The organism is Bradyrhizobium liaoningense (genome assembly GCF_018130825.1).
GTDB lineage: Bacteria > Pseudomonadota > Alphaproteobacteria > Rhizobiales > Xanthobacteraceae > Bradyrhizobium > Bradyrhizobium liaoningense_B.
The window spans coordinates 295,466-310,181 of sequence record NZ_JAFCJS010000006.1; the positions used below are offsets into that span (position 1 = coordinate 295,466).

Below are 14,716 nucleotides of genomic sequence, written 5' to 3' on the forward strand. Positions count from 1 at the left end.
TCGCGCTCTACTGTGCATGGGGTTGTTTTCGACATTTTTGTTTTGAGGCCTCAGCGAAGCGAGCAGGGCACGCTCAAGAACCCGCGGAACCGCACCCTTCCGCCCCGCACCGGCTGGCCGCTGACGGCATAGTTCGGGAAGCGCGCCAGGAAGCGCGAGATCGCAATGGCCCCTTCCAGCCGCGCCAGCGCCATGCCGGCGCATTGATGCGCGCCGGTGGCGAAGGCCAGATGCCGGTTCGGCGTCCGCGCGATGTCGAAGCGCTCAGGGTCGGGAAACTGCGCGGGGTCGCGGTTGGCAGCACCAATGCACAGCGTCACCGACGTGCCGGCCTCGAGCATGACTCCGCCGAGCTCGACCTTTTCCGTGGTCATGCGGTTGCCGAGCTGGTTCGAGCTCTCGTAGCGCAGCATCTCTTCGACCGCAGTCTTGATCATGTCCGGATTGTCGATCAGGCGCTGCTTCTGGTCCGGATTGCGGTCGAGCGCGACGAGGCCGTTGCCGATCAGATTGGTGGTGGTCTCGTGGCCGGCATTGAGCAGGAAGATGCAATTGTGCAGTAGCTCCTTCTCGGTCAGCCGCTCGCCGTTTTCTTCTCCTTGGATTAGCCGAGTCAGCACGTCGCGCTCGGGATTGCCCGGCTTTGCGCGCCGCCGTGCCACCAGTGTTTCGAGATAGGCGAGGAAGTCCGTCACCGCCTTGTTGCCGCGCGCGGCGGCGTCCGTCGACACCACGGGTTCGAGTGCGCCCAGGATCGCCAGCGACCAGTCGCGCAGCGGTCCGCGTTCGTCATGGGGCACGTCGAGCAGATTGCCGATCACCTCGATGGGAATCGAGGCGGCGAAATCCTCGATCAGCTCACACGCGCCCTTGGCGGCGATGGCGTCGAGCAGGCCGTCGACCAGCTTGATGAGATCGCCCTCCATCCCCGCGATCGCGCGCGGCGACAGCGCGCCCATGATCAGGCGACGTACGCGGGTGTGGGACGGCGGGTCGTTGAAGACGAGGCTGGTGGTGTGGTGCTCGTAGAGCGGGGTGTCGCCGTATTTCGGTGCGAACTCGCGCTTCTTGTCCGAGCTGAACGACTTCGTGTTCTTGTAGGTGGTGACGAGGTCGTCGTAGCGGGTCAGGAACACGGTGCCGTTCGGCAGGCGCTTGACCGGCTCGTTCTCCCGCAGTGCACGATAAGTCGGATAGGGGTTGTCGTAGAATTCAGGCGTCAGCTTCTCGAGATCGAAGCTTGCCGCCAGCTCCTTCGCATCTGCGTTCATCCCGTTATACTCGCCGGTTAAAGCCGTTATGCCGTTTTTGTTGTTCTGGTCGGCGCATGCATGCGTCTACAGTCTTTGCACCTTGCTAGCCGACCGGACAGGAAAATGCACGCACGCGCTGACGCTGCCGACACGGTGCCGAACTGGCCCGACGATATTTTCGCAACCTTGCAACGCTTCGACGTCCGGCAGGTGCCTTACGTGCCCGATGCCGGTCATTCGAAGCTGATCCAGCGCGTGCTGGACTCCTCCACCATGCGCGGCATTGCGCTGACGACGGAGGAGGAGGGCGTGGCGCTGCTCGCCGGCGCCTGGGCCGGTGGCCAGCGCGGCGTGCTGCTGATGCAGTCGAGCGGCGTCGGCAATTGCATCAACATGCTGTCGCTGATCCCGATCCTGCGCTTTCCCTTCCTCACGCTCGTGACCATGCGCGGCGAGTGGGGCGAGTTCAATCCGTGGCAGGTGCCGATGGGGTCGACCACGCAGGGCGTGTTCGAGCTCTCGGGCGTCCAGGTGCTGCGCGCCTCCAGCGCGGCGGAAGTTCCCGCAGTGCTCGAAGCCGCCGCCTCACAAGCCTACAACGCGCTCACGCCCACCGCCGTCCTTCTGTCGCAGCGCCTGATCGGCGCCAAGGTTTTCACCAAATGAGCAAGGCCAATCTCCTCGACCGCCGTCAGGTGGTCTCCACCCTGCTTGCGGACCGCAAGGACGTGGTCGCGATCGGCGGCCTAGGCGCCTCCACCAACGACATGTGCGCGGCCGGCGACCATGCCCGCAACTTCTATCTCTGGGGCGGCATGGGCGGCGCCGCAATGATCGGGCTGGGTCTGGCGCTGGCGCAGCCGAAGCTGCCGGTGCTGGTGATCACCGGCGACGGCGAGATGCTGATGGGCCTGGGCAGCCTTGCCACCATCGGCCTGCAGAAGCCGGCCAATCTCTCGATCGCAGTGCTCGACAACGAGGCCTATGGCGAGACCGGCGGCCAGACCAGCCACACCTCGGCCGCTGCCGATCTCGTCGGCGTCGCCAGGGCCTGCGGCATCAAGGACAGCCAGTCGATCTCGACCATGGCCGAGGTCGAGGCCTTCGCGAGCGCCGTTCATGACGTGTCGGCGGGCCCGCGATTTGCCAATGTGAAGATCGACAGCGCCAATCTGGAACGAATTCTGCCGACCCGGGACGGGACCTACATCGTCAACCGGATCCGCGCAGACCTCGGCTTCCAGCCGATCTAGGCGGTCTGCCCATTCCCCGTTTCGGAGGTCCTGCACGCGATCCGTGCAGGCTGGATCAATTTCCACTAATTTCACACCGCATGCAGGTTGCGATGCAGCATAGTGCTTGACTTTTGCGTGGGTGAGTGCTTACTCACTAATCATGAGCTCATTGCGTATGACGAGCGACCTGAGGCGTCAGTTGATCCTCGGTGCCGCGAAACGCTGCTTTGCCCGCCACGGATATAACGGCACCACGACGAAGAGCGTGGCGGCCGCTGCTGCCATTTCCGAGGCGCTGCTGTTCAAGCATTTCCCGTCCAAGGCGGCGCTGTACGCCGAAATCCTCAGCGACGAATGCGAGGCGGACCCGGCGCTCATCGAGCTGCTCGAGCGGGAACCGTCGACGGCCACCCTGGTCGAGCTGATCCGCGGCATGGTCCAGCACTTCCTCCACATCGCCGACGGTCCCGACCAGGAAGAAGCGCAGCGCCTGCGACTGATGGCCACGAGCCATTTGGACGATGGCGAATTCGCCCGTCTGCTATATGCCAAAATCGAGAAGCTGATCGGGGCGGTCTTCCTCGCCTCGCTCGAGCGTGCGGTGGCCAGCGGTGACGCTCGACCCTGCGCCGGTGATCCGCTCAACCTGTTCTGGTTCGCACATCATGCGGTGATGACGGCGGCACTGACCAGGCTGCCGGCTGCGCCCTGTCTCGCTTATGGCAAGGCGAACGAGCTGGAGCGGCAGCTCTGTGAGTTTCTCCTGAGAGGTATCGGACTTAACGACGCCGCAATTGCTTCGCATTTGAGCCGCGATCAGGCCGCGGATGCGGGCAAGACGGCGATTGCAGAAAGTGCATGACATGAACATCGTAGCCGAACACAAGATTTCGGGCGAACCGATCGATAACAAGGCTCCCAAGCGTCCGGTCCGGCCGGTGCTGTGGTTCATCATCGTCGGCACGCTGCTCGCCGCGCTCGTCGGTGGTCTCGTCTGGTTCAATTACTTCCGCGGCCAGATGATCAAGCAGTTCTTCGCCAACAACAAGCCGCCGCCGACGGCAGTCAGCGCGGCCGAGGCGAAGTCGGAGATGGTGCCGAACCTGCTCACCGCGGTGGGCAGCCTCGTCGCCGTGCACCAGGTCGACGTCAGTGCCGACGTCAACGGTCGCGTCACCGAGATCAAGTTCGAGCCGGGTACGCGTGTCGAAGCCGGTACGCCGCTGGTGCAGTTCTTCGATATGCCGGAGCAGGGCGACCTCGCCAATTACAAGGCGCAGGCGACCGTCGCGCAGCTCTCGCTCGACCGCGCCAAGCAGCTCGCCTCGCGCCAGTTCGGTCCGCAGGCGACCGTCGACCAGGCGCAGGCCGCTTACGACCAGGCGCAGGCGGGCATTGCCAAGACCGAGGCGCTGATTTCGCAGAAGCTGGTGCGCGCACCGTTCTCCGGCGATCTCGGCGTCCGCAAGGTCGAGGTCGGCCAGTATCTCACGGCCGGCACCGCGATCGTCTCATTGACCGACCTGTCGGAGCTGTGGGCCAACTTCACGGTGACCGAAAAGGATTCCGGCAGCCTCAAGGTCGGCCAGACCGTTCGGCTGAAGGTCGACGCCTATCCGGGCCGCACCTTCGAAGGCAAGATCACCACGATCGAGCCGCAGATCGCGACCGACACCCGCAACATCCGCGTGCAGGCGACGATCGCCAATCCCGAGAAGATCCTGAAGCCTGGCATGTTCGTGACCACGACGGTGGTGCTGCCGGACAAGCCGGCGGTGATCACCGTTCCGGAAACGGCGGTCGACTACACGCTGTACGGCGACTCAGTGTTCGTGATCACCGAGAAGAAGGAAGAGGACGGCAAGACCAGCCTCTCCGCGGTGCGCACCTTCGTGCAGACCGGCAACCGGGTCGAAGGTCGCGTCGAGATCGTCAAGGGCCTGAAGGCAGGCGACAAGGTCGTCGCCGTCGGCCAGCTGAAGCTGCAATCGGGCGCGGCGGTCGCGATTTCGACCGACCCGGCTCCGCAGGTCCCGGCGCAGCCGCCGCGCTACTGACAACATCCTCGCGTGATCCGGCCCGGCCGGATCACGCATCTTGAGACAAAGAAATCGAGATCGCCGCGATGGCCTTTACCGATATTTTCATCAAGCGCCCGGTTCTGTCGGTCGTCGTCAGCCTGCTGATCCTGCTGATCGGCCTGCGCGCGGCGATGGTGCTGCCGATCCGGCAATATCCGAAACTGTCGAACACGGTCATCAACATCACGACCGTCTATCCCGGCGCGTCCGCCGACCTGATCCAGGGCTTCATCACCACGCCGATCGAGCAGGCCGTCGCCTCCGCCGAAGGTGTGGACTACATGACCTCGTCCTCGGTGCTCGGCACCTCGACGATCCAGGTGTACATCAAGCTGAACTTCGATCCGAACCAGGCGCTCACCGAGGTGCTGGCGAAGACGAACTCGGTCAAGTACCTGATCCCGAAGGAATCCAACGACCCGATCGTCACCAAGACCACGGGCCAGACCACGGCCGTGATGTATCTCGGCTTCTCCTCCGAGGAGCTGTCGGGCTCGGCGATCTCGGATTACCTGACGCGCGTGGTGCAGCCGGTGCTGTCGACGGTCGACGGCGTGGCCTCCGCCGATATTCTCGGCGGCCAGACCTTTGCGATGCGGCTGTGGCTTGATCCCATGAAGATGGCCGGCCGCAACGTGTCGCCGGCCGATGTCGCGGCCGCGATCACCGCCAACAACTTCCAGTCCGCGGCGGGGCAGACCAAGGGCTATCTGATCGTTTCCAACATCTCGACCAACACCAGCCTCACCGACGTCAACCAGTTCAGGAAGATGATCGTCAAGGCCAAGGACGGTGGCTTTGTGCGGATGGAGGACATCGCGACAGTCGAGCTTGCCGCGCAAAGTACCGACGCGAGCGTCGCCTTCAACGGCGAGCATGCGATCTTCATTGGCGTGAACGCGACGCCGCAAGGCAATCCGCTGACGCTGGTCAAGGGCGTGCGGGCGCTGTTCCCCGAGCTCGAGCGCAATCTGCCGCCCTCGATGAAGATGAAGGTCGCCTACGACTCGACCAAGTTCATCCAATCCTCGATCGACGAGGTGGAGAAGACGCTGGGCGAAGCCGTGATCATCGTGATCGTGGTGATCTTCCTGTTCCTGGCCTCGCTGCGCTCGGTCATCATCCCGGTCGTCACCATTCCGCTGTCGATGATCGGCGTCTGTACCTTGATGCTGGCGCTGGGCTTCAGCTTCAACCTGCTGACCTTGCTCGCGATGGTGCTCGCGATCGGCCTCGTGGTCGACGACGCCATCGTGGTGGTGGAGAACATCCACCGCCATCTGGAAGAGGGGAAGACACCGGTACAGGCGGCGATGGAAGGCGCGCGCGAGATCGTCGGCCCCGTGATCTCGATGACGATCACGCTCGCCGCGGTGTACGCCCCGATCGGTTTCCTCGGTGGCCTGACCGGCTCGCTGTTCCGCGAATTCGCTTTCACGCTCGCCGGCTCGGTGATCGTGTCGGGCGTGATCGCGCTGACGCTGTCGCCGATGATGTGCTCGGTATTGCTGAAAAACACCGAGGAGGGCCGCTTCGCCAAGCTCGTCAACAAGGTGTTCGGCGCGCTGACGCGCTGGTACGGCCGCAGGCTCGACCGCTCGCTCGACTACAAGGCGATCACCGGCCTGTTCGCGATCACGATCCTCGGCCTGGTCGGCTTCCTCTATATGCACACCTCGAAGGAGCTGGCGCCGGAGGAAGACCAGGGCATCGTGTTCGCGGTGACCAAGGCACCGAAATACGCCAACATCGACTATGTCGATTATTACGGCGACAAGCTCGACAAGGAATTCCAGAAATTCCCCGAGACTGACCTGCGCTTCGTGCTGAACGGCATCAACGGCCCGCAGGGCGGCATCGCCGGCATGCTGCTCAAGCCGTGGGAGGAGCGCAAGCGCTCGTCGATCGCCTTGAAGCCGCTGGTGCAGGCCGAGCTTTCCAAGATCGAGGGCGTGCAGGCCTTTGCATTCAACCTGCCGCCGTTGCCGGGTGGTCCGGGCGGTCTGCCGGTGCAGATGGTCATTAACTCGACTGCGAGCTACCAGACCGTCTTTGAGCAGATGGAGAAGCTGAAGGACTCTGCGCGCAAGAGCGGCATGTTCATCGTCTCCGACAGCGACCTCGCCTACAACCAGCCTAACGTGAAGATCACGATCGACCGTAGCAAGGCGCAGGATCTCGGCGTCAACATGCAGAACCTCGGCTCTACGCTCGCGGTGCTGCTCGGCGGCAACTATATCAACCGCTTCAACCTCGAGGGCCGATCCTACCAGGTGATTCCGCAGGTACCGCGCGGCCAGCGGCTGTCGCCGGAATCGCTCGGCGGCTATTACGTGACGACGAACACCGGCCAGCAGCTTCCGCTGTCGACGGTGGTCTCGATCAAGACCACGACCGACCCGAATTCGCTGACGCACTACAACCAGCTCAACTCGGCGACGTTCTCGGCCGTGCCGATGCCGGGCGTGACGGTGGGTGCAGCGGTCGACTTCCTCGAAGGCGAGGCCAAGAAGCTGCCAGCCGGCTTCAGCCACGACTATCTGGCTGACAGCCGGCAGTACGTGCAGGAGGGTAACCAGCTCGCGATCACCTTCGGTTTCGCGCTGATCATCATCTTCCTGGTGCTGGCGGCGCAGTTCGAGAGCCTGCGCGATCCGTTCGTGATCATGATCTCGGTGCCGATGGCGATCGTCGGCGCGCTGATCCCGCTGTTCTTCGGCGTGGCGACCATGAACATCTACACCCAGGTCGGTCTACTGACTCTGGTCGGCCTGATCACCAAGCACGGCATCCTGATGGTGGAGTTCGCCAATGAGCTCCAGGTCAAGGAGCGGCTCGATCGCCGTTCGGCCATCGAGATGTCGGCCCGCATCCGCCTGCGGCCGATCCTGATGACCACGGCCGCGATGGTGACCGGCCTGATTCCGCTGCTGACCGCGACCGGCGCCGGTGCGGCCAGCCGCTTCTCGATCGGTCTGGTCGTCGTAGCCGGCATGTCGATCGGCACGCTGTTCACGCTGTTCGTGCTGCCCGCGGTCTACGTGGTGCTGGCGACCGACCATCGCGCGGCGGCCGACTCCGAGCGGAACAAGCAGGTCAACGAGATCGACCTCGGGACCAAGGCGCTGCGCCCGACCTGAGGCCGCAAGCAAGCCAAATCGGAGGGCGGCAGCGGCGGGTCCGCTGCCGCCCTTTTTCGTTAGGTCCCGGCCCGGCCCCGTCAGGCGGCTGCAGTCATTGGACTGGGCCCTCGGCCGCGCAGGCGAGAGACAAGGTCGGGTCTTCTTGCTAGTTTCCGCGGGATGACCCTCTCCCTCAATCCCGACACACCGCAAGCCAGGATGTCGCCGCCCGCGGCCTCGAATGGCGTCGTGTCCGGCGAAGCGGCCGGGCGGGGGATCAGGACCCGGCTGTTCGCCAAATATGTCGCGCTGTTCGTGGCGGTCGTCGCGGTCGCGCTGCTGGCCAACGGGCTGTTCGAGGTGTTCTTCTATTATCGCGAGCACAAGGCCTCGCTGATCCGGGTTCAGCATGAGCAGGCCGAGGCGGCGGCGGCCAAGATCGGCCAGTTCGTCAAGGAGATCGAGAGCCAGCTCGGCTGGACCACGCAGCTGCCCTGGTCTGCGGGCTCGATCGAGCAGCGCCGGTTCGACGCACTGCGGCTCTTGCGCCAGGTGCCTGCGATCACCGAGCTCGCCCAGGTGGATTCGACCGGCAAGGAGCGATTGCGGGTCTCGCGGCTGGCGATGGACGCGATCGACAGCGGGCTCGACCTGTCGGCCGATCCAAAATTCACCGAGGCGGTCGCGCGCAAGGTCTATTACGGGCCGGTGTATTTCCGCAGGGACTCCGAGCCCTATATGACGCTGGCGCTGGCCGGCGCCCGCAAGGATGCCGGCGTCAGCATCGCGGAGGTCAATCTCAAGCTGATCTGGGACGTCGTGTCCCAGATCAAGGTCGGCGAGCACGGTCATGCCTATGTGGTCGGCCCGGAAGGGCGCCTGATCGCGCATCCCGACATCAGCCTCGTCCTGCGCAACACCGATATGTCGAACTTGGCTCAGGTGCGGGCTGCGCTGGCCGGCGATGGTGCCATCACCGATGCGCTATCTGAAGCGCGCAACGTCCAGGGTCAGAAGGTGCTGACCGCGTCGGCCCCGATCGCACCGCTGCATTGGACCATGTTCGTCGAGCTTCCGGTCGAGGAAGCCTATGCGGCGCTCTATGCCGCGTTGCAGCGGCTAGCGATCGTGCTGCTCGCTGCGTCGATCTTCGCGGTGCTGGCCGGGATATTCCTGGCGCGCCGCATGGTCGGGCCGATCCAGGCGCTGCGCAGCGGCGCCGAGCGGATCGGCAGCGGCGATTTCGCGCAACGCATCTCGATCAAGACCGGCGACGAGCTCGAGGGACTCGCGGACCAGTTCAACGACATGGGCGCGCGCCTGCAGGAATCCTATGCGGATTTGGAAAGGAAGGTCGAGCAGCGCACGGCGGAATTGAGCGAATCGTTGCAACAGCAGACCGCAACGTCCGAAGTGCTTCAGGTCATCTCCATCTCCCCCGGACAGCTGGGGCCGGTATTTCGCATCATGTTAGAGAACGCCACTCGTATCTGCCAGGCTGAGTTCGGGTCGCTTTATCTGCGCGAGGGAGACACGTTCCGCGCCATCGCGATGCACGGCGTCCCGGCCGAGCTGAAGGACGAGATCTACCAGAAGCCGACACGGCCGGCTCCGAACACCGTCATTGGTCGCATCGTTCGGACCAGGGAAACGGTGCATGTCGTCGATACGGGGACGGAGCCGGACTTCTTCGAGACGCCTCCCGGATACGACGGCCCAATACTGGCGCTACGCGCGGGAGCGCGGACACTGGTTGGCGTTCCCATGCTCAAGGACGGGGACCTGATCGGTGCCCTTCTGATCTACCGTCAGCGGCCTCTTGCTTTCTCCAGCAAGCAAATCGAGTTGGTGACGAATTTTGCGGCGCAGGCAGTGATCGCCATGGAAAATGCGCGCCTGCTCAACGAATTGCGTGACCGCACGGATGAGCTGTCGCGTTCGCTCGAGGACCTGCGCGCCGCGCAGGGCCGCCTGATCCAGACCGAAAAGTTGGCTTCGCTCGGTCAGCTCACGGCCGGCATTGCCCATGAGATCAAGAACCCGCTCAACTTCGTCAATAATTTCTCATCAGTGTCGACCGAGCTGATCGACGAGCTCAACGAGGTTCTGCAAACCGCTACGCTCGACGACAAGATCAAGGAGGAGGTCGACGAGCTGACTGCAATGCTCAAGGGCAATCTCGAGAAGGTCGTGCAGCACGGCAAGCGCGCCGATTCCATCGTCAGGAACATGCTGCTGCATTCGCGCCAGGGATCTGGCGAACATCGCCCCGTCGATATCAATGCGGTCGTCGAGGAGAGCCTCAATCTTGCCTATCATGGCGCGCGCGCCGAAAGGCCAGCCTTCAACGTCACGCTCGAACGCGCGTTCGACCCCGCCGCCGGCATGGTGGACATCTATCCGCAGGAGATCACGCGCGTTTTCCTCAACCTGATCTCGAACGGCTTCTATGCCGCGGCCAAGCGCAAGGAGGGGGCGGCGCAAGGTTTTGAGCCGACCCTGAGCGCCGCGACCCGAAGCCTCGGCGACAAGGTGGAGATCCGGATCCGCGATAATGGCACCGGAATTCCGCCCGAGGTGAAGGAGAAGCTGTTCAACCCGTTCTTCACGACCAAGCCGGCCGGTGAAGGCACCGGGCTCGGCCTGTCCATGAGCCACGACATCGTGGTGAAACAGCACGGCGGCACCATCGACGTGAGGACCGAGCCCGGTGTATTCACCGAATTCATCATCACGCTGCCGCGGACGATGGCAGCGGACGACACTTCCGGAGGCAAGACTTGAACGTTTATATCCTGGTTGTCGATGACGAGCCCGACGTCGAGCCGCTGTTCAGACAGCACTTCCGGCGCGATCTGCGTGCCGGCCGTTTCCAGATGGAGTTTGCGCCCTCCGCGGCCGATGCACTGAGGCGTGCCGCCGAGGTCCGCGATCCCTCGCTGATCCTGATCCTGTCCGACATCAACATGCCCGGCATGAGCGGGCTCGACCTGCTGCCGAAGGTGCGTGCCGACTATCCGCACGTTCCCGTCATCATGATCACCGCCTATGGCGACGCCGAGACGCGCCGCAAGGCGATCGAAAGGGGCGCCCACGGGCTTCTCACCAAGCCGATTGATTTTGCGCTGCTGCGCCAGGAGATCGATACGAGGCTCGAGCAAGCCGCATGACTGCGACCATCCTCTTCGTCGATGACGAGCCGGACCTCGAGGCGCTGATCCTGCAAAAATTCCGCAGGCAGATCCGCGACGGGCAGCTCGCCCTCATGTTCGCCCGCGACGGCATCGAGGCGCTTGAGGCGCTGGAGCAGAATCCGCACATCGACATGGTGGTCTCCGATATCAACATGCCTCGCATGGACGGTCTGTCGCTGCTGGCGAAGCTCCAGGAGGCCGAGGAGAAGAAGTCGACCATCATCGTCTCGGCCTATGGCGATATGAGCAACATCCGTACCGCGATGAACCGCGGCGCCTTCGACTTCCTGACCAAGCCCATCGACTTCGCCGATCTGGAAACCACGATCCAGAAAACCATCCGCCATGTGGAGATGCTGCGCGACGTGCGGCGGCGCCAAATGGAAGCCGAGCGCGCCCACGCCTCGCTGTCGCGCTTCTTCTCGCCGGAGATCGCAAGACGCCTGGCGGCGGATGTCGAAGGCGACGGCATGGAGGTGCAGTGGCGCGATGTCGCCACCCTCTTCACCGACATCACCGGCTTCACCTCGCTGGTCGAGACGGCGCCTCCGCAGACGCTCGGCCAGCTCCTCAACGAATATGTCGGCGGCATGACCGAGATCGTCTTCGCGCATGAAGGAACGGTCGCCAAGATCATTGGCGATGCGATCCAGGTGCTGTTCAATGCCCCCGGTGACCAGCCGGACTATGCGACGCGCGCAGTCGCCTGTGCGCATGATCTCGACGCCTGGGCGGAGGATTTTTCCGCGCGTTGGAGGGCGAAGGGCGTGAATTTCGGGACAACCCGCATCGGGGCCCATGCCGGCCCGGCGCTGGTCGGCAATTTCGGCGGCAACCGCTTCTTCGACTACACGGCCTATGGCGATACGATCAATATAGCGGCGCGCCTGGAGGCTGCGAACAAGCATCTGGGAACGCGCATCTGCGTCAGTGCCAGCGTGGCGAAGGAAGCCGAAAATTTCCATGGCCGTCCGGTGGGGGAGCTGATGCTGCGCGGACGCAGCGAGCCGCTGCGTGCGTTCGAACCGCTGCCGCAGCAAAGGTTCGAAGCGCCGGCGACGGCGCAATATTCCGAGGCCTTCGCCAAGATGGAGGCCGGCGATGCCGCCGCCATGCCGGCCTTTGCCGCGCTGGTCGGCATGCACGCCGACGATCCGCTGGCCGGTTTTCACCTGAAGCGCCTGCTCAACGGCGCCAAGGGCATTCGCATGCAACTGGAATAGGAGCCCGTCATGACGCGCGAATTCTCCGCCGGCAATTATCGTTTCATCCCGTCCGTGTTTCAGTATTCGGCCGGTGCGGCCGCGGATGAGGGCTACGAGATCGAGCGCGTCCGGTTCGATCGCCTGGTACCGCTGGCGGAAGGATTTGCACTTGCGGCGAAGTTCATCCAGGAGGCGGGGCGTCCGTTGACGGCGTTCTGTGCCTGCGAGCTGCGCTCGCCCGCCGCCTTTAGCGAAGAGGGCTTTCGCGCGTTCAATCTGCACTATGTGAAGACGTTGTCCGAATGGGGCATCTTCGACGGCACCACCAATCCCGTGGCGCGCAGCAATGTCTGTCCCGAGATCGATCCGCCAACCGAGCCGTCGTTCTACGCGTTCTCCTTCACGCGCCCGACGCGGTCGAACGCGCCGAGCTTCGTCATCGCCGGCGGTGCCGAGGCGCGCGAGGGCAGTGGCACCTATGTCGAGCGCACGGTGCGCTATCGTGACCTCAGTCCGGAGGGCCTACGCGAGAAGGTGCGCTTCACCACGACGTCGCAGATGGAAAACCGGATGGCGGCCTTCGGCTTCGGCTGGAAGGATACGACCGGCGTGCAGGCCTATTCCGTGCACGACTTCCACCACGCGTTGGTCGACGAACTGGTCCGCCGCGGCGCGCTGCGCTCCGGCCTGACCTGGCATTTCGCCCGGCCGCCGGTGGTCGATCTCGAATACGAGATGGATTGCCGAAGGGTGTTGCGAGAGGTGGTGATCTAGCGCTGCCTTGGATCGAGGGCGTCGCGCAGGCCGTCGCCGAGCAGGTTCAGCGACAGCACCACGAGGAAGATCGCAAGGCCCGGCCAGATCGCCATCCACGGCGCCTGGGTCAGGAAGCGTTGTGCCGCATTGAGCATGCTGCCCCAGGACGGCGCCGGCGGCTGCTGGCCGAGGCCGAGGAACGACAGCGCGGCCTCGGCGATGATGGCGGCGGCGATCGACAGCGTCGCCTGCACCAGCAGCGAGGGCAGGATGTTCGGCAGGATGTGCGAGAACGCGATCCGCCAGGGCGGGTTGCCGAGCGCACGTGCGGCCTCGACATAATCTTCGGCCTTGACGCTCAGCACCTGGCCGCGGGTCAGCCGGATGAAAATCGGGGTTGCCGAGATGCCGATCGCAATCATGGCATTGCCGAGGCTCGGACCGAGGAACGCGGCGAGTGCGATCGCCAGGATCAGGAACGGGCAGGCCAGCATCGCATCGGTGATGCGGCTGATCAGCGCGTCGATGAAGCCGCCGCGATAGCCGGCAAGGAGCCCGAGCGGCACGCCGATGCCGAGCGCGATCGCGACCGAGATCAGGCCTGCGAGCAGGGAGGCGCGCGCGCCGTAGACGACGCGGCTGAGGATGTCGCGGCCGAGCTCGTCGGTGCCGAACCAGTGCGCCGCCGTCGGCGGTTTGCGTACCAGGCTCCAGCTCGTCGCGATGGGGTCGTAGGGCACGACGATGGGCGCCAGCACTGCAAGCGCGATGAACAAGGTGATCACGACAAGCCCGAACACGGCGGCCTTGCGCTTGAACAGCCGCCGCCGCGCGCGGCGCGCCGGGCTGTCGAGCTCATAGGCTTGCGTGGTGGAGGGTGCGGCGGGCAGCGCGGCGTCGGTCATGGCGCTAGCCCCGCAGCCGCGGATTGACGAGGATATAGGCGACGTCGGCAACGAGGTTCAGCGTGATGTAGACCGTGGCCGTCACCAGCACCACGCCTTGCACAACCGCATAGTCGCGGTTGAACACGGCGTCGACGATCAGCTTGCCGAAGCCGGGAATGGAGAAGATCTGCTCGGTCAGCACGGCGCCCGACAGGAGCGTGCCGAGCTCGAGCGCGCCGAGCGTGATGACGGGCGTCAGCGCATTGCGCATCGCGTGCTTGAGGATGACGGAGCGCTCCGACAGTCCCTTGGCACGCGCGGTGCGGACATAGTCGCTTTCCAGCACCTGGAGCATCGCGCTGCGGGTATGCCGCATCAGGATCGCGGAGATCGCGTTGCCGAGCACGAAGGCCGGCATGATGGTGGCGGCGAGACTCGCGCGCCAGTTCTCGGTGAGCGGCACGTAGCCCGAGGCCGGCAGCCAGCCGAGCTCGATCGAGAACAGGAAGATCAGCATGATCCCGAGCCAGAAGTTCGGCGTCGAGATGCCCCACAGCGCGAACAGATTGGCGCCATAGTCCCAGGCCGTGCCTTTCTTCACCGCGGAGACGATGCCCGCGGGAATGCCGATGCAGAACGCGATCAGGATCGCCATCGAGCCGAGCTGCAGCGTCACCGGCAGCTTCTGCGCGATCAGCTCGCGCACCGGCATCTTGTTGCGCAGCGACTCGCCGAAATTGCCTGTCAGCACGCCCTTGAGCCAATAGACGTATTGCACGGGGATCGGCTGATCGAGCTTGTATTGCTGGCGGATCTGCTCGATCACGGCGGGATCGCGCTCCTCGCCGGCCATCACCAGCGCGGGATCGCCCGGCAGCAATTGTTGCAGCGAGAAGATCAGCACCGACACGAAGAACAGCGTCGGCACGATCTGCGCGATGCGGCGGGCGAGAAAGTTCAGCATGATGCCGATCGCTTCGTGG

General features: G+C 64.3%; 12 protein-coding genes. 9 read left to right on the top strand and 3 right to left on the bottom strand.

What is annotated here, in order from left to right; translation table 11 throughout:
- Positions 1–50: 50 nt before the first annotated feature.
- Entirely contained in the window at positions 51–1,271 is a 1,221-nt protein-coding gene (locus JQ603_RS26220; protein ID WP_212343564.1) for a cytochrome P450, read from the bottom strand.
- Positions 1,272–1,376: 105 nt separating this feature from the next.
- On the opposite strand from JQ603_RS26220, the gene JQ603_RS26225 reads away from it, so the two are divergent.
- From JQ603_RS26225 to cnbZ, 9 genes are all read left to right on the top strand, one after another.
- Positions 1,377–1,919: a phosphonopyruvate decarboxylase gene (locus JQ603_RS26225; RefSeq protein WP_212343565.1), complete on the top strand. Its 543-nt coding sequence runs from the start codon at positions 1,377–1,379 to the stop codon at positions 1,917–1,919.
- Positions 1,916–2,506 carry a thiamine pyrophosphate-dependent enzyme gene (locus tag JQ603_RS26230; RefSeq protein WP_212343566.1) on the top strand — a complete coding sequence of 197 codons (591 nt, stop codon included), beginning with the start codon at positions 1,916–1,918 and terminating at the stop codon, positions 2,504–2,506. Before JQ603_RS26225 ends, JQ603_RS26230 begins: the two co-directional genes overlap by 4 nt.
- Positions 2,507–2,648: 142 nt before the next feature.
- Complete coding sequence (locus JQ603_RS26235) at positions 2,649–3,350, top strand: TetR/AcrR family transcriptional regulator (protein WP_212343567.1); 702 nt, start codon at positions 2,649–2,651, stop codon at positions 3,348–3,350.
- 1 nt (position 3,351) lies between these two features.
- Complete coding sequence (locus tag JQ603_RS26240; RefSeq protein WP_212343568.1) at positions 3,352–4,545, top strand: efflux RND transporter periplasmic adaptor subunit; 1,194 nt, start codon at positions 3,352–3,354, stop codon at positions 4,543–4,545.
- A 68-nt stretch (positions 4,546–4,613) separates the two neighbouring features.
- On the top strand, positions 4,614–7,709 hold the full coding sequence (locus JQ603_RS26245) for a MexW/MexI family multidrug efflux RND transporter permease subunit (protein WP_212343569.1): 3,096 nt from the start codon (positions 4,614–4,616) through the stop codon (positions 7,707–7,709).
- Between the two features lie 162 nt (positions 7,710–7,871).
- Positions 7,872–10,475 (top strand): ATP-binding protein, encoded by a 2,604-nt coding sequence (locus JQ603_RS26250; RefSeq protein ID WP_212343570.1) that lies wholly within the window; start codon positions 7,872–7,874, stop codon positions 10,473–10,475.
- A complete protein-coding gene (locus JQ603_RS26255) occupies positions 10,472–10,861 on the top strand; it encodes a response regulator (RefSeq protein ID WP_018648152.1) in 390 nt (129 codons plus the stop codon). The genes JQ603_RS26250 and JQ603_RS26255 overlap by 4 nt, the downstream gene beginning before the upstream one ends.
- Positions 10,858–12,108: an adenylate/guanylate cyclase domain-containing protein gene (locus JQ603_RS26260; protein ID WP_212343571.1), complete on the top strand. Its 1,251-nt coding sequence runs from the start codon at positions 10,858–10,860 to the stop codon at positions 12,106–12,108. Before JQ603_RS26255 ends, JQ603_RS26260 begins: the two co-directional genes overlap by 4 nt.
- Before the next feature lie 9 nt (positions 12,109–12,117).
- Positions 12,118–12,864: a 2-amino-5-chloromuconate deaminase CnbZ gene (gene cnbZ, locus JQ603_RS26265; RefSeq protein WP_212343572.1), complete on the top strand. Its 747-nt coding sequence runs from the start codon at positions 12,118–12,120 to the stop codon at positions 12,862–12,864.
- On the opposite strand, the gene JQ603_RS26270 is transcribed toward cnbZ, so the two are convergent.
- Positions 12,861–13,751 (bottom strand): ABC transporter permease, encoded by an 891-nt coding sequence (locus tag JQ603_RS26270; protein ID WP_212343573.1) that lies wholly within the window; start codon positions 13,749–13,751, stop codon positions 12,861–12,863. The two genes, cnbZ and JQ603_RS26270, sit on opposite strands and share 4 nt — an antisense overlap.
- A 4-nt stretch (positions 13,752–13,755) precedes the next feature.
- Complete coding sequence (locus tag JQ603_RS26275) at positions 13,756–14,697, bottom strand: ABC transporter permease (protein ID WP_212343574.1); 942 nt, start codon at positions 14,695–14,697, stop codon at positions 13,756–13,758.
- Positions 14,698–14,716: the final 19 nt, after the last annotated feature.